At 72.0% G+C, this 24,517-nt stretch carries 22 protein-coding genes; 13 read left to right on the forward strand and 9 right to left on the reverse strand.

Translation table 11 applies throughout. The features are described 5' to 3' along the window. Positions 1–170: 170 nt before the first annotated feature. The 5 genes from ACNQOV_RS16145 to xseA form a co-directional block, all read right to left on the reverse strand. Positions 171–1,571: a class II fumarate hydratase gene (locus tag ACNQOV_RS16145; RefSeq protein WP_416395824.1), complete on the reverse strand. Its 1,401-nt coding sequence runs from the start codon at positions 1,569–1,571 to the stop codon at positions 171–173. Positions 1,572–1,690: 119 nt separating this feature from the next. Further along, a complete protein-coding gene (locus ACNQOV_RS16150; RefSeq protein ID WP_022906013.1) occupies positions 1,691–2,305 on the reverse strand; it encodes a carbonic anhydrase in 615 nt (204 codons plus the stop codon). A gap of 101 nt (positions 2,306–2,406) precedes the next feature. Continuing rightward, on the reverse strand, positions 2,407–3,045 hold the full coding sequence (locus ACNQOV_RS16155; RefSeq protein WP_416395795.1) for a DUF4245 domain-containing protein: 639 nt from the start codon (positions 3,043–3,045) through the stop codon (positions 2,407–2,409). After that, positions 3,042–3,287 carry an exodeoxyribonuclease VII small subunit gene (locus tag ACNQOV_RS16160; RefSeq protein WP_022906010.1) on the reverse strand — a complete coding sequence of 82 codons (246 nt, stop codon included), beginning with the start codon at positions 3,285–3,287 and terminating at the stop codon, positions 3,042–3,044. The genes ACNQOV_RS16155 and ACNQOV_RS16160 overlap by 4 nt, the downstream gene beginning before the upstream one ends. A 70-nt stretch (positions 3,288–3,357) precedes the next feature. Further along, the gene (gene xseA, locus ACNQOV_RS16165) at positions 3,358–4,593 is read right to left on the reverse strand and encodes an exodeoxyribonuclease VII large subunit (protein WP_416395797.1); all 1,236 of its coding nucleotides are present in this window, start codon (positions 4,591–4,593) and stop codon (positions 3,358–3,360) included. Between the two features lie 125 nt (positions 4,594–4,718). On the opposite strand from xseA, the gene ACNQOV_RS16170 reads away from it, so the two are divergent. Continuing rightward, positions 4,719–5,783 carry a 4-hydroxy-3-methylbut-2-enyl diphosphate reductase gene (locus ACNQOV_RS16170; RefSeq protein WP_022906008.1) on the forward strand — a complete coding sequence of 355 codons (1,065 nt, stop codon included), beginning with the start codon at positions 4,719–4,721 and terminating at the stop codon, positions 5,781–5,783. Continuing rightward, a complete protein-coding gene (locus tag ACNQOV_RS16175; protein ID WP_416395799.1) occupies positions 5,780–6,511 on the forward strand; it encodes a DUF6264 family protein in 732 nt (243 codons plus the stop codon). Before ACNQOV_RS16170 ends, ACNQOV_RS16175 begins: the two co-directional genes overlap by 4 nt. A 56-nt stretch (positions 6,512–6,567) precedes the next feature. Here the strand turns inward: ACNQOV_RS16175 and ACNQOV_RS16180 are convergent, their stop codons facing one another. Then, positions 6,568–7,131, reverse strand: coding sequence for a TetR family transcriptional regulator (locus ACNQOV_RS16180; protein WP_416395801.1), 564 nt, complete (start codon positions 7,129–7,131; stop codon positions 6,568–6,570). Positions 7,132–7,218: 87 nt separating this feature from the next. On the opposite strand from ACNQOV_RS16180, the gene ACNQOV_RS16185 reads away from it, so the two are divergent. Then, positions 7,219–8,376, forward strand: coding sequence for a zinc-binding alcohol dehydrogenase family protein (locus ACNQOV_RS16185; RefSeq protein ID WP_416395803.1), 1,158 nt, complete (start codon positions 7,219–7,221; stop codon positions 8,374–8,376). Positions 8,377–8,406: 30 nt separating this feature from the next. Here ACNQOV_RS16185 and ACNQOV_RS16190 read toward each other — a convergent pair whose 3' ends face one another. Beyond that, a complete protein-coding gene (locus tag ACNQOV_RS16190; protein ID WP_416395804.1) occupies positions 8,407–9,666 on the reverse strand; it encodes a M18 family aminopeptidase in 1,260 nt (419 codons plus the stop codon). Between the two features lie 94 nt (positions 9,667–9,760). Next, complete coding sequence (gene fbaA, locus ACNQOV_RS16195) at positions 9,761–10,789, reverse strand: class II fructose-bisphosphate aldolase (protein ID WP_416395806.1); 1,029 nt, start codon at positions 10,787–10,789, stop codon at positions 9,761–9,763. Positions 10,790–11,009: 220 nt separating this feature from the next. Between fbaA and glpX the strand changes: the two genes are divergently transcribed. After that, on the forward strand, positions 11,010–11,999 hold the full coding sequence (glpX, locus tag ACNQOV_RS16200; RefSeq protein WP_022906003.1) for a class II fructose-bisphosphatase: 990 nt from the start codon (positions 11,010–11,012) through the stop codon (positions 11,997–11,999). A gap of 145 nt (positions 12,000–12,144) precedes the next feature. On the opposite strand, the gene rmuC is transcribed toward glpX, so the two are convergent. Continuing rightward, complete coding sequence (rmuC, locus tag ACNQOV_RS16205; RefSeq protein ID WP_416395808.1) at positions 12,145–13,404, reverse strand: DNA recombination protein RmuC; 1,260 nt, start codon at positions 13,402–13,404, stop codon at positions 12,145–12,147. Positions 13,405–13,537: 133 nt separating this feature from the next. Between rmuC and iolC the strand changes: the two genes are divergently transcribed. From iolC to ACNQOV_RS16250, 9 genes are all read left to right on the forward strand, one after another. Beyond that, entirely contained in the window at positions 13,538–14,530 is a 993-nt protein-coding gene (gene iolC, locus ACNQOV_RS16210; protein ID WP_416395810.1) for a 5-dehydro-2-deoxygluconokinase, read from the forward strand. Beyond that, positions 14,523–15,512 carry a class I fructose-bisphosphate aldolase gene (locus tag ACNQOV_RS16215; protein WP_416395812.1) on the forward strand — a complete coding sequence of 330 codons (990 nt, stop codon included), beginning with the start codon at positions 14,523–14,525 and terminating at the stop codon, positions 15,510–15,512. Before iolC ends, ACNQOV_RS16215 begins: the two co-directional genes overlap by 8 nt. Then, the gene (locus ACNQOV_RS16220; protein WP_402264610.1) at positions 15,509–17,020 is read left to right on the forward strand and encodes a CoA-acylating methylmalonate-semialdehyde dehydrogenase; all 1,512 of its coding nucleotides are present in this window, start codon (positions 15,509–15,511) and stop codon (positions 17,018–17,020) included. Before ACNQOV_RS16215 ends, ACNQOV_RS16220 begins: the two co-directional genes overlap by 4 nt. A gap of 8 nt (positions 17,021–17,028) precedes the next feature. After that, a complete protein-coding gene (gene iolB / locus ACNQOV_RS16225) occupies positions 17,029–17,922 on the forward strand; it encodes a 5-deoxy-glucuronate isomerase (protein ID WP_416395814.1) in 894 nt (297 codons plus the stop codon). Further along, positions 17,919–19,826, forward strand: coding sequence for a 3D-(3,5/4)-trihydroxycyclohexane-1,2-dione acylhydrolase (decyclizing) (gene iolD / locus ACNQOV_RS16230; protein WP_416395816.1), 1,908 nt, complete (start codon positions 17,919–17,921; stop codon positions 19,824–19,826). The genes iolB and iolD overlap by 4 nt, the downstream gene beginning before the upstream one ends. A 42-nt stretch (positions 19,827–19,868) precedes the next feature. Next, the gene (locus ACNQOV_RS16235; RefSeq protein WP_416395818.1) at positions 19,869–20,795 is read left to right on the forward strand and encodes a sugar phosphate isomerase/epimerase family protein; all 927 of its coding nucleotides are present in this window, start codon (positions 19,869–19,871) and stop codon (positions 20,793–20,795) included. A 26-nt stretch (positions 20,796–20,821) separates the two neighbouring features. Continuing rightward, the gene (locus ACNQOV_RS16240) at positions 20,822–21,853 is read left to right on the forward strand and encodes a Gfo/Idh/MocA family protein (protein ID WP_022905995.1); all 1,032 of its coding nucleotides are present in this window, start codon (positions 20,822–20,824) and stop codon (positions 21,851–21,853) included. A 71-nt stretch (positions 21,854–21,924) separates the two neighbouring features. Continuing rightward, a complete protein-coding gene (locus tag ACNQOV_RS16245; protein ID WP_416395820.1) occupies positions 21,925–23,091 on the forward strand; it encodes a transaldolase family protein in 1,167 nt (388 codons plus the stop codon). After that, positions 23,088–24,380, forward strand: coding sequence for a Gfo/Idh/MocA family protein (locus ACNQOV_RS16250; protein WP_416395822.1), 1,293 nt, complete (start codon positions 23,088–23,090; stop codon positions 24,378–24,380). The genes ACNQOV_RS16245 and ACNQOV_RS16250 overlap by 4 nt, the downstream gene beginning before the upstream one ends. Positions 24,381–24,517: the final 137 nt, after the last annotated feature.

Here is a 24,517-nt window from a genome sequence, read left to right on the forward strand (position 1 = left end):
GTGCATGAGACGGACAGGAGGCGCGGGGGGCGCGGGCCCCCCCCCCCCCCCCCCGCCCCCCCGGGGGGGCCGTCGGGGGGGGGCAGGCGTGGACCGCGGGGGGGGCCGGCGGCCGGCGCCACGGGGCCCCCCCCCCCCCCCCCCCCCCCCCCGTCTGCACCGCGGGTGCGTCAGTTCGGGTGCGTCATGCTGAGCACGTCGAGGGCGCTGTCGAGCTGCTCCTCGGTGACCTCGCCCCGCTCGACGTGACCGAGGGCGATCACGGCCTCGCGCACGGTGATGCCCTCGCGCACGGCGTACTTGGCGACCTTGGCGGCTGCCTCGTACCCGATCACGCGGTTGAGCGGCGTCACGATCGACGGCGAGGACTCGGCGAACGCGCGGGCACGGTCGAGGTTCGCCTCGAGCCCGTCGATGGTCTTGTCGGCGAGCACCCGCGAGCTGTTCGCGAGCAGACGGATCGACTCGAGCAACGCGGTGCCCATCACCGGGATCGCGACGTTCAGCTCGAACGCGCCGGACGCACCCGCCCAGGCGATCGTGGCGTCGTTGCCGATGACGCGGGCGGCGACCATGAGAGTGGCCTCGGGGATGACCGGGTTGACCTTGCCGGGCATGATCGACGAGCCCGGCTGCAGGTCGGGGATGTGCAGCTCGCCCAGGCCGGTGTTCGGCCCGGAGCCCATCCAGCGCAGGTCGTTGTTGATCTTCGTCAGGCTGACCGCGAGGACCTTGAGGGCACCCGAGGCCTCGACGAGGGCGTCACGCGCACCCTGGGCCTCGAAGTGGTCGAGCGCCTCGGTGATCGGCAGGCCGGTGTCGGTCGCGAGCTGGGCGATGACGCGCTGCGGGAAGCCCTTCGGCGTGTTGATCCCGGTGCCGACCGCCGTGCCACCGAGGGGGACCTCGGCGACACGGGGGAGCGTCGCCTCGACCCGCTCGATGCCCAGACGGACCTGCCGTGCGTAGCCGCCGAACTCCTGCCCGAGGGTGACGGGCGTCGCGTCCATGAGGTGCGTCCGACCGGACTTCACCGCGTCGGTCCACAGCGTCGCCTTGGCCTCGAGCGACTCGGCGAGGTGCTCGAGCGCCGGCACGAGGGTGCGGATCAGGGCCTCGGTCACCGCCACGTGCACCGACGTGGGGAACACGTCGTTCGAGGACTGCGAGGCGTTCACGTGGTCGTTCGGGTGCACGGCGGTGCCCGCGATGTCCGACGCGAGCGTCGCGAGGACCTCGTTCATGTTCATGTTCGACGAGGTCCCGCTGCCGGTCTGGTAGACGTCGACCGGGAACTGGTCGTGGTGCGCCCCGCCGATGATCGCGTCCGCCGCCTGCGCGACGGCGTCGGCCAGCGCGGGGTCGACGATGCCGAGCTCCCCGTTGACGATCGCGGCGGCACGCTTGATCCGGGCGAGGGCGACGATCTGCGCCGACTCGAGTCCGCTCCCCGAGATCGGGAAGTTCTCCACCGCGCGCTGCGTCTGCGCCCGGTAGAGCGCGGACACCGGCACCCGGACCTCGCCCATGGTGTCGTGCTCGATGCGGTACTCGCCGGAGCTGTCGGTCACGGTGGTCGGGGTGGTGTCGGTCACGTCGTCGTGGTCCTTCCTGGGGTGCTCGCCGGCCGCGGTCGCGCCGGCTGGTGGGTGTCCCGAGGGTGTCCGGGACGGTTCGTCGTGGCGGCGGGTCAGGCCTGGCCCACGACGGTGTCGATGGCGACCTCGCCCGTGGTGAGGTCGTAGGTCGCGCCGACGACGGCCAATCTACCCTCGGCGATCGCGTCGGAGACGGCACCGGACCGCTCGATCACCTGGCGCAGCGTGGCCTCGAGGTGGGCGGCGCCGACCGATTCCTGCGGGACGTCGGCGTCGGTGCTGCGGACACGTTCGACGCTCGGGGCGATGGCGTCGACCAGCGCCTGCAGGTGCGGTGCCGGCACGGGCTCGCCGGAGCGGGCGGCGGCGACCGCGCCGCACTTGGTGTGCCGGAGCACGACCACGAGCGGGGTGCCGAGCGCGACGACGGCGAACTCGATCGACCCGAGCACGACGTCGTCGACGATCTGCCCGGCGTTGCGGATCGCGAAGAGGTCACCGATGCCGGCGTCGAAGACGTGCTCGAACGGCACGCGCGAGTCGGAGCAGCCGAGCACGGTGGCGAAGGGCGCCTGCGACCCGGCGAGTTCCGAGCGGCGGTCCGGGTCGATCCGGCCGGTGCGGCGCTTGTCGGCGGCGAAGCGGGCGTTGCCCTCGACGAGGAGTCGGAGGGCGTCGGACGGGGTGGCGGCGGCGCGGTCGGGCATGGGGTTCCTCGGGGCTTCGGGTCGGTGGTCGTGCTGGGGCTGGGGCTGGTGCTCGCGCTGGTGGTCGTGCTGGTGCTGGTGCTCGCGCTGGTGCGGAGGGGTCAGTTCGCGAACTGCTTCGCGACGGCGGTGGCGACGGTCCGGAAGGCGGCGTCGTCGGCGGTGCCGGCCAAGACGACGGTGCCCTGGTCGAACCTCGCCACGAGCGAGTACGCCTGGTTGCCGGCGTCGTCCCCCTCGGACCGGCGGTCGTACACGGTCCACTTCGTGCCGGCGATCGTGCGGGAGCCGGTGGCCGCGTGCTGTTCGAGCTGGTTCGACACCCACGTCGCGTTCGCGTCGATGCCCTGCTGCAGGCCGATGTACTGCTTGTCGGGCGTGATCAGGCCGACGGTCCAGACGCTCACGCCGTCGGAGGTCTTGTCCTGGTAGTCGGCGCGGTTCGACGAGAAGCCCTTCGGCAGGGCCGGAGCCGCCAGCGTGACGCCGGGCACCTGCGCCTGGGACGCGACCTGCCGGTAGTCGACCGTGCGGTCGCCGATCGTGGTGTCCGGGCGGACGACCACGGCGACGAGGAACAGGACGATCCCGAGCGAGGCGATCAGCGCGATGACGAGGTTGAACGCCGTCTGGTGCTGCCGTCGTGCGGTGCGTGCGGCGTCCTTTCGCGCCCAGGTCTCTTCCGGGGTCTCGGGGCGGCCCAGTTCGGCGACGATCGGGCGGCCGTCGGCGTCGGTCATCGCGCTGCGCCGTCCTCGGACTCGGACGCGGCACGGGCGGCGTCGAGCCGGGCCCGTGCGCCGACGAGCCACTCTTCGCACCGGGCGGCGAGCGACTCGCCGCGTTCCCACAGGGACAGCGAGCGTTCGAGCGTGGCCGACCCCTGTTCGAGCTCGGCGACGACGCGCACGAGTTCGTCGCGCGCCGCTTCGTAGCTCAGCGACCGGACGTCGGGCTGCTCGGGTTCCTGCTGGGATGACACCCCTCGATCCTACCGAGCGCCCACCGACGTGTGCCCCGCACGGGCAGACCGGTGGAGAACCCGCAGCCGCTCAGACGCCGTCCGGCCCCGGCCCGTCCGGCTCGAGCGTCCCGGTGGCCGTCCCGGCGCCGAGCGTCACGTGCACGGGCGTCGCCCCGGACAGGTCATCGGCGCCGCGCACGACCCCGCCGTCCGCCGTCTGGACGATGGCGTAGCCACGGCGCAGGGTGTCCCGCGGCGACAGCGCCCGGAGCCTGGCGGTGAGGTGACCGACCTCGGCGTGGGAGCGTTCGAGCCGCCGGTCCAGCAGCTCACGGGCGCGGGAGAGGTCGCGCGCCACCTCTTCCGCGCGGGTGTCGACGAGCCACGCGGTGGACGCGAGGGCCGGGCGGGAGCGCAGGGCCGCGATCCGGTCCGCCTCGACCGACAGGGTGTGCGACAGGCGCAGCCCGAGTCGTGCCCGCGCCTGCCGGACGTTTGCGAGTTCCTCGGCGACGTCCGGCACCACGCGCTTGGCGGCGTCGGTCGGGGTGGAGGCGCGGAGGTCCGCGACCTCGTCGAGGATCGGACGGTCGGCCTCGTGCCCGATGGCCGAGACGATCGGGGTGGTCGCCGCGGCGGCGGCACGCACGAGTCCCTCGTCGCTGAAGCCGAGCAGGTTCTGGAAGTCGCCACCGCCGCGGGCGACGATGATGACGTCGACGGAGGGGTCGGCGTCGAGTTCCGCGATCGCGGCCGTGACCTCGCCGACGGTGCGGTCGCCCTGCACCGCGGTGTGCACCGTCCGGAACTCCACCTGGGGCCACCGGAGCTGCGCGTTGCGCTTGACGTCCTTCTCGGCGTCGGAGTCCTTGCCCGTGATGAGGCCGATCCGGTGCGGCAGGAATGGCAGCCGCTTCTTCCGGGCGGGGTCGAACAGCCCTTCCTCGGCGAGGGTCCGGCGCAGCCGTTCGAGGCGTTCGAGCAGGTCACCGAGCCCGACGTGCTTCATCTCGACGACCTGCATCGTCAGCGAGCCGCCCTTGACCCAGTAGTTCGGCTTGACGGCGGCGACGACCCGGTCGCCCTGCTTGATGTCCGCCGGGACCCGGGAGCGCACGCTCGACCAGATCGAGAACGACACGGTGGCGTCGACCTCGACGTCCTTGAGCTTGCCGTAGACGTTGCCGCCGGCGACGTTCCACTGGGTGATCTCGCCCTCGACCCAGGCGGTGCCGAGGCGGTCGATCCAGTCGCGGATCTTGGCGCCGAGCAGTGCGACGGGCCACGGGTTGTCGGCCGTGGGTGGTCCCTGTTCGATCGCCATGTCGCTCCTTCTCGTGCGGGACGTCCATCGTGCCGGACACCGGTGACAGCGGGTGCGCGACGGGTTCTCCACAGGTCGCACCCGCGCCCAGCCCGCACGCGACCCGCTCACCTATCATCGGGGACGTGACGATCACCAACGGCCACACGGTCCCGCTCGCCGCCCCGCGGGTCCTCGCGGCGCGCGGCCGCCTGCGGGACGAACCGGTCGCCGGCACCAAGAAGGTCCTGCTCGCAGCGCCCCGCGGCTACTGCGCCGGCGTCGACCGTGCCGTCGTCGCGGTCGAGAAGGCCCTCGAGCAGTACGGCGAGCCGGTGTACGTCCGCAAGCAGATCGTGCACAACGTCCACGTCGTGTCGACCCTCGAGCAGCGTGGAGCGGTGTTCGTCGACGACGTCACCGAGGTCCCTCGCGGCTCGCACGTCGTGTTCAGCGCGCACGGCGTCTCGCCGGCGGTCGTCGCCGGCGCGGCCGACCGCGACCTGCACGCCATCGACGCCACGTGCCCCCTGGTCACGAAGGTCCACCGCGAAGCCACGCGCTTCGCCCGGGCCGACCGCACGATCATCCTCATCGGACACGCCGGCCACGAAGAGGTCGAGGGCACCATGGGGCACGCGCCGGACCGCACGATCCTGGTCAACGGTCCCGAGGACGTCGCCGCGCTCGAGGTCCCCGACCCCGACAACCTCGTCTGGCTCTCGCAGACCACGCTGAGCGTCGACGAGACCATGGAGACCGTCCGTCGGCTGCGTGAGAAGTTCCCCGCGATCGAGGACCCGCCCTCCGACGACATCTGCTACGCCACCCAGAACCGCCAGGTCGCGATCAAGAAGGTCGCGCCCGCGGCAGACCTCGTGATCGTCGTCGGCTCGGCGAACTCGTCGAACAGCGTCCGCTTGGTCGAGGTCGCGCTGGAGCACGGCGCGAAGGCCGCGCACCGCGTCGACTACGCCGCCGAGATCCAACAGGACTGGCTGACCGGCGTCGTGACCGTCGGCGTCACGAGCGGCGCGAGCGTCCCGGAAGAGCTCGTCACCGAGGTCCTCGACCAGCTCGCGGACGCCGGCTACGGCACCGTCGAAGAGGTCGTCACCGCACACGAGGACCTCATGTTCTCGCTCCCCAAGGAGCTCCGCACCGACGCGTCGGGCAACCCGACGCGCGCACTCGGCGGGCGTCGCCGGTGAGCGGCGGCACGGACGGCTGGTCCGCGGTCCCGGCCCGCGACCCGGGTCACGTCGCCGATCCCCCTGCCGGCCAGGAGGCGCGGCGCACCCCCGCCACGTCGGCCGACGCCGACCAGCGCGGTCGCGTCCACGGCCGCCCGGCACCGCAGTACGGCGAGTACGCGCCCGAGGGCTGGGTGAACCCGGTGCTCGTCGAACAGGAGCGACTCGAACACGAAGAACGCTCCCGGGCGGCTGACGAACGCGCGGCGCGCGACCAGCCCGCTCGCGACCGCGGTCCCCGTGCCGGCGCGCAGCGACCCAGCGCTGCGACCGACGATGCCACGGCCCGCCCGACACCGGTCGCCGGACGGTTCGGTGCCACCCCGCTCGACGTCGTGCTGACGGTCGGGCTGCTGGTGATCGGCCTCTGGTCGGTCGTCGAGTCCCTCGCCGTCGGCACCACCGCCTCGACGATCCGGACCCTCGTCGAGCGCCAGTACACCGAGCTGTCCGACCCGGCGGCGCTCTCGACCGCCGTGCTCGTCCGGGCGGTCGTGCTCGTCGTGGTGTTCTTTCTGGTCGCCTGGTGGTCGATCCGACGGCTCCGTGCCCGGCGCTGGACGTTCTGGGTCCCGCTCCTGGGCGGTGTGGTCGCGTCGGTGCTCGGCATCGTGCCGGTGATGGTCGTGCTCCTGCAGGACCCGGCGTTCACGGCGTACGTGCAGCGGATGGCCACCGGCGGCTGACCCGCCCACTGCGTCCGCCGACGGGGAACGCGGCGACGACGGTCTCGACCGTCGGGTCAGCAGCCGAAGGTCGACCGCATCCGGCTGAGCACCCGGTCCAGGTGCTCGGTGAGCGGTGCGGTGTCGTCGTCGGCCAGCCATCCCTCGAGCGCGGTCTGGAAGAGCTCGACGGTGAGTCCGCCGAGGACACGTGCCGTGAGTTCGTCCTCGCCCCGGTCGACGAAGCCCTGCTGCACGGCGTCCCGGAGGTCGGCCTGCTTCCGCAGGTCCCGCTCGCGGAGTGACGGTTCGGCCTCGATGATCCGCCGCGCCGAACGCATGTGCTCGCGCTGTGCCTCGAACCGTCGGATCGCGAGCGTCCGGAGTCCCTCGGTCACGAGCTCCAGCGGACCGACGCTGGCGGGTGCGCCCGCGAGGACCCCCGCGGCCAGGCGCGGGATCTCGTCGTCGCCGAAGAACACCTCGCGCTTGTCGCTGAAGTGCCGGAAGAAGGTCCGTTTCGTCAGTCCTGCCCGGAGGACGATGTCCGGCACGGTCGTGGCCGCGAAACCGCGCTCGGCGAAGAGCTCGAGCGCGGCGGTCCGCAGTCGTTCCCGGGAGTCGGGAGCCCATCTGGCCATGCTGCGAGCCTAGATGATGACACCGGGTGTCGTCACGCGCTAGAGTGACGACACCGCGTGTCATCACTCCTGCAGAAAGGCACACCCGTGTCGCAGCACTCCGCCGCCGTCCTCCGCGCATCTCGCGCACCCCTCGTCGTGTCGAGCGTCCCCGACGCCGAACCCGGAGCGGGCGAGGTGTTGGTGCGCGTCCGGGCGGTCGCCGTGAACCCGGTCGACTGGGTGATCCAGGGCACGGGGTCGGTGACCTACCGCTGGCTCCGCTACCCGGCGGTCCTCGGGTCGGACGTCGCCGGCGAGGTGCTGGCGGTCGGGGCCGGGGTCACCCGCTTCCGCGTCGGGGACCGGGTGTTCGGACTCGCGACGGGCACCGACCGCGGGCGTGACCCGATGCGGGAGGGAGCGTTCCAGGAGACGACGGTGCTGCTCGAGCGGCTTACCGCCGCGACGCCGTCCGGCATGTCGGACGCAGAGGCCGCGGTCCTGCCGCTCGGCGCCTCGACCGCTGCCTGCGCACTGTTCCAGCCGGCGCACCTCGGCCTCAGGATGCCCGGCGACGCCGCCGTGCCCGGTGACGCCGTCGCGACCGGTGACGCCGTCGAGCCCGAGGGTGAGCGGGGCGTCGTGGTGGTGTGGGGCGGCTCGACGAGTGTCGGGATGAACGCCGTCCAGCTCGCCCGGGCAGCGGGCTACGACGTCGTCAGCACGGCATCGCCCCGGAACGCCGCACTCGTGCGGTCGCTCGGCGCGGACGTCGTCGTGGACCACGGCGACCCGCGGGCAGTCGAGCACCTCGTCGAGGGCATCGGCGGGCGCCGGGTCGTGGGGGCCGTCGCACTCGGCACGACCTCGGCAGCCGCGTGCATCGAGGTGCTCCGACGGACCGGCGGGAGCGTCCTCGCGATGGCGAGCACGCCCGTCTCGCTCGACGGCCTCGCGGGCCGCCGACGCCTGTTCCCGGCGATGCTGCCCGTCTTCACGCGGGTCGGGCTGACCATGGCCCGGCTCACGCTGCGTGCACGACGGGCCGGCATCCGGTCGGCGTTCGTGTGGGGGAGCAGCCTGCGCGACGACGAGGTGGGCCGTCGACTCTGGAGCGAGGTGCTCGAGACCGGGCTGGCCGACGGGACGCTGCGTCCGGTCCCCGAGGCGCTCGTGGTCGGCGAGGGGCTCGGGTCGGTGCAGACGGCGATCGACCGCCAGCGCGCGGGAGTGTCCGCCCAGAAGGTGGTCGTGACGCTGTAGCTGGGCACCCGGCCGTTCCGGGCGACCCTGCTACCCCGCCAGGAACGCGGCGACGGCCCCGTGCAGGGCGGCGAGGTCGTCGACGTGCACGAGCTCGCGGATCGAGTGCATCGAGAGCAGCCCCACGCCGATGTCGATCGTCGGGATCCCGAGCCGGGTCGCCGCGATCGGGCCGATCGTCGAGCCGCCGGGGATCGTGTTCACGTTGACGAACGGCTGCCACGGCACGCCGGCGGCGGCACACGCCGTGGCCCACACCGCCTCGCCCTTCGCCTCGGTCATGTACCGCTGGTTCGCGCTGATCTTCAGGAGCGGTCCACCGCCGGGCCGGGGGCGGTTGGTGGGGTCGTGCTTCTCGGGCTGGTTCGGGTGGACGAGGTGTCCGGCGTCGCTCGAGAGCAGCCACGATGCACGGAACGCCCGCGCCGCCTCGGAGCGGGTGGCGCCGAGGCCCTCCTGCACGCGGCCGAGGACGTCCTCGAGGAAGGGCCCGCCCGCGCCGGACGGCGTCGACGACCCGATCTCCTCGTGGTCGAACGCGGCGAACACGGGGATGTGGTCGCCGTCGGCCGGCGCGTCGACCATGCCGCGGAGGCCGGCGTGCACGCTGGTCAGGTTGTCCATGCGACCGGATGCGAGGAACTCGCGGTCGATGCCGATGCGAGCGGGGGCCTGGGTGTCGGCGAGGAACAGGTCCCAGGACACGCACGTCTCGCCGAGTCGGGCGCGGAGCCACGAGACCACGTCGGTGCCGCCGGCGTCACCGTCGACGCCGACGATCGGCAGCGTGTGCCGCTGCCGGTCGATCTCCTTGCCGTCGTTCACGCCGCGGTCGAGGTGGATCGCGAGGTTCGGGATGCGGGCGACGGCGTCGGTCGACACCAGCCGGACGGATCCGTCGGCGTCCACGACCCGGCCGGCGATCCGCAGGTCGCGGTCGAACCACGTGGAGAGGAGCGCACCGCCGTAGACCTCGACGTTCAGCTGCTCCCAGCCGCCGGTCCGGACACCGGGATTCGGCTTGACGCGGAACCCGGGGGAGTCGGTGTGGGCGCCGAGGATCCGGAACGGTGTCGTCGCGGTGGCGCCGGAAGGCAGACGCCAGGCGATGACGGCACCGTCACGGACCACCACGTAGGCGCCGGGCGTCGTCGGCCAGGCGGCGAGCTCGTCGAGCTCCTCGAACCCCGCCGCCACGAGGCGGTCCCGGGCGATCGCGGCCGCGTGGAACGCGGTCGGGGACTCGGTGACGAACTGGGCGAAGTCGGAGGCGATGGCGTCGGCGGTCACCCTGCCATCGTGGCACGCGGTGGAGGCGACCGGATGCAGGACGGGGCGCGTCCGACGGACGCGCCCCGTTCCTCCAGGTCGTGACCCCGGCGCGTCAGCCCTGGCTGTGACCGGCCGAGCCGAGCACCTTTGCGGCCTCGCCGACGCGGGCCGCCATGGCGGTCTCGGCGACCTTGCCCCAGGCGCGCGGGTCGTACTGCTTCTTGTTGCCGACCTCGCCGTCGATCTTCAGCACACCGTCGTAGTTCCGGAACATCGAGTCGGCGATCGAACGCGTGAAGGCGTACTGCGTGTCGGTGTCGATGTTCATCTTGATGACGCCGTTGCGCACGGCTTCGTGGATCTCGTCGTCGGTCGAGCCGGAGCCGCCGTGGAAGACGAGGTCGAGCGGGTTCTCGCCCGTGCCGTGCTTCGCGGCGACCGACGCCTGGATCTCGCCGAGGAGCTCGGGGCGGAGCTTGACGCCACCGGGCTTGTAGACACCGTGCACGTTGCCGAACGTGAGCGCGGCGATCCAGCGGCCCTGGTCACCGAGGCCGAGGGCGTCGACGACCTTCTCGACGTCGTTCGGGGTCGTGTAGAGGGCGTCGTTCGTGCCCTCGTGCTCGACGCCGTCCTCCTCGCCGCCGACGACGCCGATCTCGACCTCGAGGATGGCGTTGATGTTCCGCGTCTTCTGGAGCATGGTCGTCGCGATCTCGATGTTCTCGTCGAGGGGCACGGCCGAGCCGTCCCACATGTGCGACTGGAAGATCGGGTTGCGACCCTGCCGGACCTCTTCCTCGCTCGCCGCGATGAGCGGGAGCACGAAGCCGTCGAGGGCGTCCTTCGGGCAGTGGTCGGTGTGCAGGGCGACGGTGATGTCGTAGTTCTTCGCGACCTCGTGGGCGAAGCGCGCCATCGCGAGGGCGCCCGCTGCGCGGTTCTTGACCGTGTGACCGGCGAAGTAGTCGGCGCCGCCCGTGGTCACCTGGAGGATGCCGTCCGAGCCGGACTCCTGCAGGCCCTGGAGGACCGCGTTGATCGTCTGGGACGACGACACGTTGACGGCCGGGTACGCGAACTTGCCGGCCTTCGCTCGTTCGATCATCTCGGCGTACTGTTCCGGCGTTGCGATGGGCACGTGGATCTCCTTCGACTTCGGTGGTGTCCTCGCCGATCGTAGTCAGCAGGACTGGGCCCCGACCGCCGGTTCCGGTGCGACGCGCCAGCGGCGGGCCGGCCGTGCCGGTTGGGAGAGGCGCGGTGCGGGTCACGCTGCCGACTCGCGGCGGGCGTGCACATGCGTTCACGGGCCCGCCGTCCGGACCGGCGGTCGGCCGCCGGTCGGTAGGCTGACGAGCGTGACTCCCACGACGGAAACCGGTTCCCTGTTCCTCCAGCCCGACCGCAACCTGGCGCTCGAGCTCGTGCGTGCGACCGAGGCGGCGGCGATCCGAGCGCAGCCGTGGGTCGGGCGCGGTGAGAAGAACCTCGCGGACGGTGCCGCCGTGGACGCGATGCGGAAGTTCCTCGGCACGGTGAACTTCGACGGCGTGGTCGTCATCGGCGAGGGCGAGAAGGACAACGCCCCGATGCTCTACAACGGCGAGCACGTCGGCAACGGGCACGGCCCGGCCTGCGACATCGCCGTGGACCCGATCGACGGTACCTCGCTGACCGCCGCTGGACGCCAGAACGCCATCTCCGTCATGGCGGTGTCGGACCGCGGCTCGATGTACGACCCGAGCGCGGTGTTCTACATGGACAAGATCGCCGCCGGCCCCGAGGGGCGTGGGGTCCTGGACCTCGACAAGCCCATCGGCGACAACATCCGCGCGCTCGCGAAGGCGAAGGGCAAGGACCTCGAGGACATGCAGATCGCCGTCCTCGACCGTCCCCGTCACGACGAGCTCATCCGCGCCATCCGCGCGACCGGTGCCGGCACGCGACTGCTCCTCGACGGTGACGTCGCCGGTGGCATCGCGGCGGCGCTGCCCGGGTCGACGATCGACATGTGCGTCGGTGTCGGCGGGACCCCCGAGGGCATCATCACGGCGTGCGCGATCAAGGCGCTCGGCGGTGTGATCCTCGGCAAGCTCCAGCCGAAGGACGACGAGGAGCGCGAGAAGGCACTCGCCGCCGGGCACGACCTCGACAAGGTCCTCGACCAGGACGACCTCGTCACCGGGGACAACACGTTCTTCGTCGCCACCGGTGTCACCGACGGTGTCCTCGTGGACGGTGTCCGGCGCTCGCGTGGCGTCATCCACACGGACTCGCTCGTGCTCCGGTCCCGCTCGAACACGATCCGCCGCATCCAGGCCGACCACCGCGCCGAGAAGTGGTTCTGATCCGCTGACCCGCTGACCCGCTGACCCGCGGCCGGGTCGAACCACGAATGCGACATCGAACCAGCCCCGCGGGGGAGTTCGATGTCGCATTCGTGGTTCGACGGAGCGGTGCCAGTGTGCCGCGGGCGCGGGCGCGGGCGCGGGGTCAGTCGTCGACGGCGGCGACGAGCTCGGGCGCGGTGAGCAGTCGCGGCTCGTCGTCGATCGACGCCGGGTCCGCGATGACCTTCGACTCGTCGAGCAGCGACAATCGACGGGCGCTCGGGAGCACCTGCCGTTCGAGCGACCCCACGAAGCGGTTGTAGTCGACGACGGAGCCACGGATCGAGCGCCCGAGCTTGTCGACGTGCCCGGCCATGGTGGCGAGGCGGCCGTAGAGCTCGCGGGAGACCCGGAAGAGCTCGTGCGCCTCTTGCGAGACGACGTCCTGCTGCCACGAGAACGCGACGGTCTTCAGCACGGACCACAGCGTCACGGGCGAGGCCAGGGCGATGCGCTTGCGGAACGCGTGGTCGAGCAGTCCGGGGTCGGCGGCGAGGGCGCTCGAGACGAGCGACTCGGAGGGGATGAACGCGATCGTCAGCTCGGGTGAGGCGTCGTACCCGGTCCAGTACTCACGCGCGGCGAGGGCGTCGACGTGCGCTCGCAGTGCCTTGACGTGCTGCCCGATGAGCGCGTCGCGTCGAGCACCCTCGGCACCGGTCGCGGTCGCGGGGATCTCCGCCGCCTGCAGGTAAGCGCTGAAGGGGACCTTGGCGTCGACGGCGATCGTCTTGCCACCGGGCAGGTGCACCACCATGTCGGGCCGGGCGGTGCCGGCGGCGGTCGTCACCGAGGACTGCACGTCGAAGTCGACGCGTTCGAGCAGGCCGGCGGCCTCGACCACGTTGCGCAGCTGCGTCTCGCCCCACACTCCGCGTGTGCTGTTCGACGACAGCGCGCTCGCGAGGGTGTCGGCGGTGGCCCGGAGGCGTTCCTCGGACTCGGCCGCCGACCGCAGCTGCGCGGAGATCGCCCCGTACTGCTCGCTGCGGGACTGTTCGAGCTCGGCGATCTTGGCGCGCATGACGTCGAGCGTCTCGGCGACCGGGCTGAGCGCGGAGAGCACCTTCGACTCGCCCTGCGACCGGGCGGCGTCGGCACCGTGCATGCGCTGGACGAGGTGCTCGAGTTCGGCGGCCCGGCGCTCGAGCGAGTCGACCTGCCGGCGGTACTGCGCGTCCTGTGCGTCGAGCCGTTCCTCGGCGTCGCGTCGGACCTCGTCCAAGCGGGACCGGAGCGCGTCGGCGCTGGCACGGGAGGTGGCGGCGTCCACGCCGGCGCGCGACCGTGCGAGCGACCAGGCGACGACCGCACCGACGGCGACGCCGATCACGAGACCGATGACCAGGGCGAGGATCTGCATGTCGTGACCCTGTCAGGACCCACCGACACCGCCCCTCCAGGCCTGGTGCATCCATGTCATGACATTATGGCAAACACGGTGTACAGTCGTCATCGTCCGCCGATGAAGCCGCACGGAAGGTCCCTCGCGTCGCATGACGAACCCCGCTCCCCACGCGTACGACGTGATCACGATGGGACGTGTGAGCGTCGACGTCTACCCGCAGCAGACCGGGCCGCTCGAGGACGTCACGACCTTCTCGAAGTCGGTCGGCGGCAGCGCCACGAACGTCGCGATCGCGGCAGCCCGGCACGGCGCCGACGCCGCGGTCATCACCCGAACGGGCAACGACCCGTTCGGTCGGTACATCGCCAGGACCCTGCCGGAGTTCGGTGTCGCGAACGACTTCGTCGAGACGGTCGCGGGGCTGAACACCCCCGTCGCGTTCTGCGAGATCTTCCCGCCGGACGACTTCCCGCTCTACTTCTACCGGGCACCGAAGGCGCCGGACCTGATGATCACGGCGAAGTCGCTGCCGCTGCACGAGATCGAGCGCGCGAGGGTCTTCTGGACCACCGTGACGGGCCTCAGCGAGGAGCCGAGCCGCAGTGCGCACCACACGGCGATGCGGGCGCGGAGCGACGCCGACGCACCGACCGCCCTGCACACGGTGCTCGACCTGGACTACCGCTCGGTGTTCTGGTCGAGCCCCGAAGCCGCGACGCGCGAGGTCGAGGTCGCCCTCGAGCACGCCACGGTCGCCGTCGGCAACCGCGAGGAGTGCGAGGTCGCCGTCGGCGAGACCGACCCCGTCCGCGCGGCCGACGCGCTGCTCGAGCGCGGCGTCGAGATCGCGATCGTCAAGCAGGGACCGAAGGGCGTGCTGGCGAAGACCCGCGACGAGTTCGTCGAGCTCCGCCCGCACCGCATCGACGTCGTGAACGGCCTCGGATCCGGCGACGGGTTCGGCGGGGCACTGACCCACGGGCTGCTGCAGGGGTGGGGGCTCGAGCGGACGCTCGCCTTCTGCAACGCCGCCGGCGCCATCGTCGCCACCCGCTTCGAGTGCTCGACCGCGATGCCGACGAGCGACGAGATCGAACGGTTCCTGCAGGACAACCCGACCGAGGAGGCCGTCCGTGCCTGAGATCAGCACCGCCGACTTCGCGCGGCTGCGGGACGTCCGCGCGGGACGGCCGGACCTCGTCCGTGCCGCGCTCGACGCCCGTCGCACGCGCTCCCTGCTCGCCGACGACGGCAAGCTCTTCATCGTCGCCGCCGACCACCCGGCACGCGGAGCCCTGGCGGTCCGGGGCGACGAGTCCGCGATGGCCGACCGCTACGACCTGCTCGAGCGGCTCGTCACGGCCCTCGGACGACCCGGGGTCGACGGGGTGCTCGGGACGCCGGACGTCCTCGAGGACCTGGCGCTCCTCGGCGCCCTCGACGACAAGGTCGTGGTCGGGTCGATGAACCGCGGCGGGCTGCGCGGTGCGGCGTTCGAGATGGACGACCGGTACACGGCGTACTCGGCCAAGGCCATCGCGGACTCCCGGTTCGACTTCGCCAAGCTGCTGGTGCGCATCGCCCTCGAAGACGCGGGGACCGCCCCGACGCTCGAGGCCACGGCGCGAGCGGTGAGCGAAGCGGCGGCGCTCCGGCTGCCGATCATGCTCGAGCCGTTCATGTCCTCGTGGCGCGACGGCCGGGTCGTGAACGACCTCACCGCCGACGCCGTCATCACCTCGATGGCGATCGCCGCGGGGCTGGGGGAGTCGAGCGCGTACAGCTGGCTGAAGATCCCCGTCGTCGACGACATGGAGCGGGTGATGGCGGCCACGACGCTGCCGACACTGCTGCTCGGCGGGGACCCGTCGACCCGTCCGCTCGAGACCTACGCCAAGTGGGCCGACGCGCTCGCGCTCCCCGGCGTGCGCGGCCTGGTCGTCGGCCGGACGTTGCTCTACCCGCCGGACGGCGACGTCGCCGCCGCGGTGGACGTGGCCGCGGGGCTCGTCCACACCCGCCCGGCCGGGTCCCGGTTCTCCACAGATGCCCACGAACCGACCGCGCGGCCCGCGCAGGCCACCACCATGGACCCGTCCATCCCGGAAGGAAGCAACGCATGACCACCACGGAGACCGCCACCACGACCATCGGGCACTGGATCGACGGGGCACGCGTCGCGTCGGCGTCCGGCAACACGGCCCCGGTCTACGACCCGGCGCTCGGGGTCGCGACGAAGCAGGTGGCCCTCGCGAACGAGGACGAGATCCAGGCGGCGATCGCGAGTGCGAAGGCGGCGTTCCCGGCGTGGGCCGAGCGCTCGCTGGCCAAGCGCCAGCAGATCCTCTTCGCCTTCCGCGAGATCCTGAACCGCGACAAGGCCGAGCTCGCCGAGATCATCACGAGCGAGCACGGCAAGGTCATCGACGACGCGCTCGGTGAGATCGCGCGCGGGCAGGAGGTCGTGGAGCTCGCGACGAACATCCCCAGCCTGATGAAGGGCGAGTTCTCCGACCAGGTCTCGACCGGCATCGACGTCTACTCGATCCGGCAGCCGCTCGGGGTCGTCGGGATCATCTCGCCGTTCAACTTCCCCGCGATGGTGCCGCTGTGGTTCCTGCCGATCGCGATCGCCGCGGGCAACACCGTGGTCCTGAAGCCGAGCGAGAAGGACCCGTCCGCGGCGATCTGGCTCGCGTCGAAGTTCCAGGAGGCCGGCCTCCCCGACGGCGTCTTCAACGTGCTCAACGGCGACAAGACGAGCGTCGACGGCCTGCTCACGAGCCCGGACGTCGAGTCGATCTCGTTCGTCGGCTCCACCCCGATCGCCCAGTACGTCTACGAGACCGGCACGAAGCACGGCAAGCGCGTGCAGGCCCTCGGCGGCGCGAAGAACCACATGCTCGTGCTGCCGGACGCCGACCTCGACCTCGTCGCCGACAACGCGATCAACGCGGGCTTCGGATCCGCCGGTGAGCGCTGCATGGCGATCTCGGTCGTCGTCGCCGTCGAGCCGGTGGCGGACGAACTCATCCAGAAGATCACGGAGCGCGCGGCCACCCTGCGCGTCGGCGACGGCCGTCGCGGCTGCGACATGGGGCCGCTCGTCACGAAGCAGCACCGCGACAAGGTCGCCTCGTACATCGAGGTCGCCGAGCAGGATGGTGCCGAGGTCGTGGTGGACGGCCGGACCGTCCGAGCCGACGGCGACGAGAACGGCTTCTGGCTCGGCCCGACCCTCATCGACAGGGTGCCGACGACGAGCCGGGTCTACACCGAGGAGATCTTCGGCCCGGTGCTGAGCGTCGTCCGTGTCGCGAGCTACGAGGAGGGCCTGGCGCTCATCAACTCGGGCGCGTTCGGCAACGGCACCGCGATCTTCACCAACGACGGCGGTGCAGCTCGTCGCTTCCAGCGTGACGTGCAGGTCGGCATGATCGGCATCAACGTGCCGATCCCGGTGCCGGTCGCGTACTACTCGTTCGGCGGGTGGAAGAACTCGCTCTTCGGCGACCACAAGGCGTACGGGGCCGACGGCGTGAGCTTCTTCACCCGCCAGAAGGCGATCACGAGCCGGTGGCTCGACCCGTCGCACGGCGGCATCAACCTCGGCTTCCCGTCGAACGGCTGACGCGCCCGATGACGAACGAGAACTGGTTCATCCCGGCCGGCTCCCGCCCCGAGGCGGGCTGGACCGACGTGGTGGACGGCCGCATCGCGGGGTGGGCGCACACCGGTCTGCGGACCGGCGCGCTCCGCGACGGGGGCGAGCTGCGCCTCCCGGCCGACGCGGTGGAACGACTCGTCGTTCCCCTCGCCGGCAGCTTCACGGTCGCGTACGACGGCACCACGCAGCCCCTCGACGGACGCGCGAGCGTCTTCGAGGGACCGACCGACGTCCTCTACCTGGGTTCCGGGACCGCCGCGACGATCACCGGCGAGGGCCGGGTCGCCGTCGCCGAGGCGCCCACCGAGACCGTCCGGCCGAGCGCGTACATCGCCCGCGACGACGTCCCGGTCGAGCTCCGCGGCGCCGGGCAGTCGAGTCGACAGGTGCACAACTTCGGGACGCCCGCCGCACTCGACGCCGCGCGGTTCATCGTGTGCGAGGTGATCACCCCCGCGGGCAACTGGTCGTCGTACCCGCCGCACAAGCACGACACGCACGTCGGGGGCGAGGAGTCGAACCTCGAGGAGATCTACTACTACGAGGCAGCGGTGTCCCGCGGGGTCGCCGCCCCACCGGAGGCCGCCCCCTTCGCGCTGCACCGGACGTACGCGTCCGACGACCGGGCGATCGACGAGTTCCGTCAGGTCCGCACCGGGGACATCGCCCTGGTGCCGTTCGGCTGGCACGGGCCGGCCGTCGCGGCGCCCGGCTACGACATGTACTACCTCAACGTGATGGCCGGGCCCGACCCGGAGCGCGTCTGGAACATCACCGACGACCCGGCACACGGCTGGGTCCGCCAGACGTGGGAGCACGAACAGCTCGACCCACGTCTGCCCTACCGGAAGGACCCCGTCCGATGACCGAGACCCGTCGGATGACCGTCGGCCAGGCGCTCGTTCTGTTCCTGGCGAACCAGTGGACCGTCGACGGCGACGTCCGCGAACGCACGATCCCGGGGATCTTCGGCATCTTCGGGCACGGCAACGTCGCCGGCGTCGGCCAGGCCATCAAGCAGCTGCACGTCGAGCAGCCGGGCCTGCTGCCGTACCACCAGGCCCGCAACGAGCAGGCCATGGTGCACGAGGCCGTCGGCTTCGCGCGGATGCACCGCCGTCGTGCGACCTTCGCGGCGACGGCCTCGGTCGGCCCGGGCGCCGCCAACATGCTCACCGCCGCGGCACTCGCCACGACGAACCGGCTGCCGGCGCTCCTGCTGCCGTCGGACACCTTCGCCACGCGGACCACCGACCCGGTCCTGCAGCAGATCGAGCTGCCGCACGACACCTCGTTGCAGGTGACCGACGCGTTCCGTCCGCTCTCGCGCTACTTCGACCGCGTCGAACGGCCGGAACAGCTGTTCTCGATCGCCCTCGCGGCGATGCGGGTGCTGACGGACCCGGCCGAGACCGGTGCCGTCACGATCGCGTTGCCGGAGGACGTGCAGGCCGAGCAGTTCGACGTCCCTGTCGCCTTCCTGCAGCCGCGCGAGTGGCACATCCGCCGCCCGCTGCCGGAGCACGGCCCGCTGGCGCGCGCGGTCGAGGCGATCCGGAACGCGAAGCGCCCGGTGATCGTGGCCGGCGGCGGCGTGCTCTACGCCGGCGCCGAGGGCGAGCTCGCCGCGTTCGTCGAGGCGACCGGCATCCCGGTCGGCACCTCGCAGGCCGGCGGCGGGTCGCTCGTCTGGGACCACCCGCAGTACCTCGGCGGCATCGGTGCGACCGGCACGGCTGCCGCGAACGCGATCGCCGCACAGGCCGACGTCGTCATCGGGATCGGTACGCGGTACAGCGACTTCACGACGGCCTCGCGGACGGCGTTCCAGAACCCGGACGTCACGTTCGTCAACGTCAACGTCGCCGCGTTCGACGCCTACAAGCACGGGTCGCAGCTCCCGCTGATCGCGGACGCCCGGGAGGCGCTGGTCGCCTTGACCACGTCGCTCACGTCCGACTCGTCGTACGCGGTCGACGCTGGCTACGCGGCCGAGATCGCCGAGCGGAAGCAGGAGTGGGACGCCGTCGTCGACCGCGCGTTCGCACCGTCGGGTCGCGCCCTGCCCGGGCAGTCCGAGATCATCGGCGCGGTGCAGTCCGCGACCGACCCGCGGGACGTCGTCATCCAGGCGGCCGGATCGCTGCCCGGCGACCTGCACAAGCTCTGGCGGGTGCGGGACGCGCTCGGGTACCACGTCGAGTACGCGTTCTCCTGCATGGGCTACGAGATCGCCGGCGGCATCGGGGTGCGCCGTGCCGCCCCGGACCGCGACGCGATCGTGATGGTCGGTGACGGCAGCTACCTCATGCTCCACACCGAGCTCGTCACCGCGGTCGCCGAGGGCATCAAGATCGTCGTGGTCCTCATCCAGAACAACGGGTTCGCGTCCATCGGGCACCTGTCCGAGACGGTCGGCTCCGAGCGGTACGGCACGAAGTACCGGTACCTCGACGAGACCGGCTCGTTCGAGAACGACGACGTGCTGCCGGTCGACCTCGCCGCGAACGCCCGCTCCTACGGCGTGGACGTCATCGAGGTGCAGCCGGGGCCGAGCGCCATCGACGACCTCCGGGCCGCGGTGCGTCAGGCGAAGGCGAACGACCACACCACGCTCGTGCACGTCCACTCCGACCCGCTCGTCTACGCCCCCGACGGCGACGGCTGGTGGGACGTGCCGGTCGCCCAGACCTCGACCCTGCCCACGACGCAGGCCGCGCGCGCCGCGTACGAGCAGCAGGTCACGGCGCAGCGCCCCCTGCTCGGCTGAACACCCCTCCGACCCGACCCCTCCGCAAAGGACGACGACGTCATGACCGACACCACCACCGCCACCGACGCCATCCGGATCGGCACCGCCCCCGACTCGTGGGGCGTCTGGTTCGCGGACGACCCGAACCAGGTCCCGTGGCAGCGCTTCCTCGACGAGGCCGCGGCCGCCGGCTACGAGTGGATCGAGCTCGGCCCGTACGGGTACCTGCCGACCGATCCGTCGCAGCTGTCCGACGAGCTCGAGTCCCGCGGGCTGCAGCTCTCGGCCGGCACCGTGTTCACCGGCTTCCACAAGGGCGAGGACCAGTTCCAGCGCGCCTGGGACCAGGCCGTCAAGGTCGCCGGGCTCGCGTCCGAGCTCGGCGCGGAGCACCTCGTCACGATCCCGGACCTGTGGCGCTCGGACGCCACGAACCAGGTGCTCGAACCCCGGACCCTGACGGACGAGCAGTGGGAGCGGTTGGGGAAGGGCCACGACCAGCTCGGCAAGGCGCTGCTCGAGGAGTTCGGCGTCCACCAGCAGTTCCACACCCACGCCGACAGCCACATCGGCACCTACCGGGAGACCGTCCGCTTCCTGTCCGAGACGGACCCGGCGTACACGAACCTCTGCCTCGACACCGGGCACTTCGCCTACTACGGCGGCGACAACCTCAGGATGATCGCCGAGCACCCCGAGCGGATCGGCTACCTGCACCTCAAGCAGGTCGACACCGACCTGCTCTTCGACGTGCTGAAGAACGACGTGCCGTTCGGCACCGCGGTGGCGCAGGGGATCATGACCGAGCCGCCGCACGGCACCCCGGAGCTCGCCCCGATCATCGAGGCGGTCGCGGCGATCAACCCGGACGTCTTCGGGATCGTCGAGCAGGACATGTACGGCTGTTCCGTCGACGCTCCCGGCCCGATCGCCGAGCGCACGTTCCAGCACATCTTCGGCTCGACCGCCGCCGCCCGGACGCGCTGACGCGCCGACCACCACTGGAGACCAGCATGAGCACCACCGAGAACCTCCGCGTCGCCGTCGTCGGTGCCGGCGCGATGGGCAGCGACCACGTCCGCCGGATCACCTCCACGATCGCCGGCGCGGACGTCGTCGCGATCGTCGACCCCGACACCGCGCGTGCCACGGCCGCCGCGGCGACGGCGCCCGGTGCGATCACCGCCGCGTCGTTCGAGGACGCCCTCGACGCCACCGGGATCGACGCGGTCATCGTCGCGACCCCGGGGTTCCTGCACGAACCCGTCCTCGTGCCCGCCGTCGAGCGGGGCCTCGCCGTCCTGTGCGAGAAGCCGCTGACGACGAGCGCCGAGGACTCCCTGCGCATCGTCGAGCTCGAGCAGGCGAAGGCCGACCGTCCGATGATCCAAGTCGGCTTCATGCGGCGCTTCGACAAGGGGTACCAGGAGCTCCGGGCGCTGCGGGAGTCGGGGTCGAACGGCGCACTGCTCGCCCTGCACCACGCGCACCGGAACCCGACCACGCCGCCGAACTTCAGCGAGTCGATGCTCATCCACGACTCGGTGATCCACGAGATCGACATCATCCCGTTCATCACGGGCGAGCCGATCGTCGCCGTCGAGGTGAAGAAGCCGCGCAAGAGCTCCCTTGCCCCGGCCGACCTGCCCGAGCCGCAGTTCGTCCTGTTCACGACCGAGTCCGGCACCATGGCGATCGTCGAGATCAACGTGAACGCCCAGTTCGGGTACCAGGTGACGACCGACGCGGTCTTCGAGTCCGGTGTCGCGTACATCGGCCGCGAGACCTCGATGACCCTCGTCTCGCAGGGGGTGTCCGGCCAGGGCGTCACGCCGTCGTTCGTGGAACGCTTCGGCGCCGCCTACGACGAAGAGGTGCAGCGCTGGGTCGACGCCGCCAAGCAGGGTGGCATCGACGGTCCGAGCGCGTGGGACGGCTACACCGCCTCGGTCGTCGCCGAGGTCGCGGTGCGGGCCCAGCAGTCCGGCGCCCTCGAACACGTCGCGTACGCCACCCGGAAGCCGGCGTTCTACGAGACGGCCTGACCGATGCCGGACGAACCCGCGGCCCAGGTCTCGCGCTCCCAGCTCGACACGATCACGAAGGGACTCTCCCGATGACCGACACGCTGTCGACCCCGGCGACCCCGGCGACGCCGGCGACCCCGGCGACCCCGGGGACCCCGGCGACCCCGGCGACCTCCGACGTCGACGTCCGCCCCGTCACCCGGCAGGCCGCGGAACAGACCCCGACCGCCCTGTGGAACGACTCGGCGGACCCCCGCGAGCTCGCCACCGCGATCCACGAGTACGGGGCGGTGGGCGCCACGTGCAACCCGGTGATCGCCTACACGTGCATCCAGCAGGACCCCGAGCGCTGGGTGCCCCGCATCCGCGAGATCGCCGCCGAGCACCCGACGGCGGGGGAGTCCTGGATCGGCTGGAAGGCCGTCGAGGAGCTCTCGATCGCGGCGGCCGCACAGCTGCTGCCCGCGTTCGAGGCGTCCGGCGGCCGCAACGGTCGACTGAGCATGCAGACCGATCCGCGGTTCCACCGCGACCAGGACGCGCTCGTCGAGCAGGCCGTGCGGTTCTCGCAGCTCGCGCCGAACATCATCGTGAAGATCCCGGCGACGAAGGTCGGCATCGCGGCGATCGAGGAGGCGGCGTACCGCGGTGTCTCGATCAACGCCACGGTGTCGTTCACGGTGCCGCAGGTGGTGGCCGTGGGCGAGGCGATCGAGCGCGCCCTCGACCGTCGCGCCGCCGACGGGCTGCCGCAACAGGAGTTCGGTCACGTCGTCACGCTGATGGCGGGCCGGTTCGACGACTGGCTGAAGACGGTGGTGGCGCGCGAGCACGTCATGGTCGACCCCGGCATCCTCGAGTGGGCGGGCGTCGCCGCGGTGAAGCACGCCTACCGGGTCTTCCAGGAGCGTGGCTTCCGGTCGCGGGTCCTCGTCGCCGCCTTCCGGAACCCGCTGCAGTGGTCGGAGTTCCAGGGTGGTGACCTCGTCGTGTCGCCGCCGTTCCAGTGGTCCAAGGACATCAACGACAACGCCTTCCCGTGGCGACCGGACGCGATCCACGACGAGGTCCCGGCAGCGGTCATCGCGGCGCTCCGTGCGGCCACGCCGGAGTTCGCGCGTGGCTACGACGTCGACGGCATGACGATCGACGAGTTCGACCGCTTCGGGGCGACGGTCACCACGCTGCGGCAGTTCCTCGACGCCGACGCGAAGCTCGACGCCCTGGTACGCGACATCATCGTGCCGGCAGCATGACCGCGACTCCACCCGCACCCGGGCCCGGGCCCGAGCCCGTACCCGCACCCGGCCCCGGGCCCGAGCCCGTACCCGCACCCGGGGCTGCGCCCGCGCCCGCCACCATCGGGGTCGGCCTCATCTCGGTCGGCTGGATGGGGCGCCTGCACTCCCGCGCCTACCGGGCCCTGCCCGACCACTTCCCGGAGCTCGGCGTCCACCCCCGGCTCGTCGTCGCGGCCGACCCGATGGAGGCCGCCCGCGACCAGGCCACGTCGCGGCTCGGCTACGACCGCGCCGTCGCCGACTTCCACGACGTCCTCGCCGACCCCGAGGTCGACGTCGTGTCGATCTGCTCGCCGAACTTCCTGCACCGCGAGATGGCGGTCGCCGCCGCCGAGGCGGGCAAGCCGTTCTGGACCGAGAAGCCGATGGGGCGGTACGCCAGCGACTCCCGCGCGATCCACGAGGCCGTCCAGCGCGCCGGCGTCGTCACGAGTGTCGGCTTCAACTACCGGCACGCCCCCGCCGTCCAACGCGCCAGGGAGCTGGTGCGCACCGGTCGGCTCGGTCGGATCACGAACATGCGCGGATCGCTCCTCGCCGACTACTCGGCCGATCCCGCGGCGCCGCTGACCTGGCGCTTCGAACGGGAGCGTGCCGGGTCGGGCGTCCTCGGCGACCTGCTCTCGCACGGCCTCGACCTGGCGCAGTACGTCGTCGGCCGGATCGCGTCCGTGACGGCGCTCGCGGAGACCTTCATCGCCGACCGCCCGCTCCCCGGCGCCGGCATCGTCGACCGCAGTGCCGCCGCGACGGGGGAGCGGAAGCCCGTCGAGAACGAGGACTACGCGGCGTTGCTCTTCCGCTTCGAGGACGGTGCCGTCGGCACGATGGACTCCAGCCGGGTGATGCGCGGGCCGCACGCCGAGTACACGCTCGAGGTCTACGGCACGAGGGGCTCGATCCGGTGGGACTTCCAGCGCCTCAACGAGCTCGAGGTGTTCCTCGACGGGCAGGAGGTCGACGGGTACGCCACCCACTTCGTGGCCCCGGGTGACGGCGAGTTCGCCCGCTTCCAACCGGGCGCCGGCACCGCGATGGGCTACGACGACCTGAAGACCGTCGAGGCGGCGCAGTTCATCGCGAGCGTCCGGCGCGGGGAGCAGCTCGCGCCGTCGGTCGCCGACGGCCTGGCGGCCGCGTCGATCGTGGAAGCGGCCGAGGCGTCGCTCGCCGACGGTGCATGGCACGAGGTCGCGCGCGTCGACGGACCGCTCACCTACGAGGCGGCGACCCCGGTGCTCTAGCCGGCCACGACGGACGGACGGGAGGGGGGGGGGGCCGGCGGGGCCGGCCCCCCCCCCCGGCGGGGGGGGGCGGGGCCCCCCCGGGGGCGATGGGAAGGCCCAGCCCCCCCCCCCCCGGGGGGGCCGGGCCCGCCCCC

It is taken from the genome of Curtobacterium sp. LFS084 (genome assembly GCF_047977705.1).
Lineage (GTDB): Bacteria > Actinomycetota > Actinomycetes > Actinomycetales > Microbacteriaceae > Curtobacterium.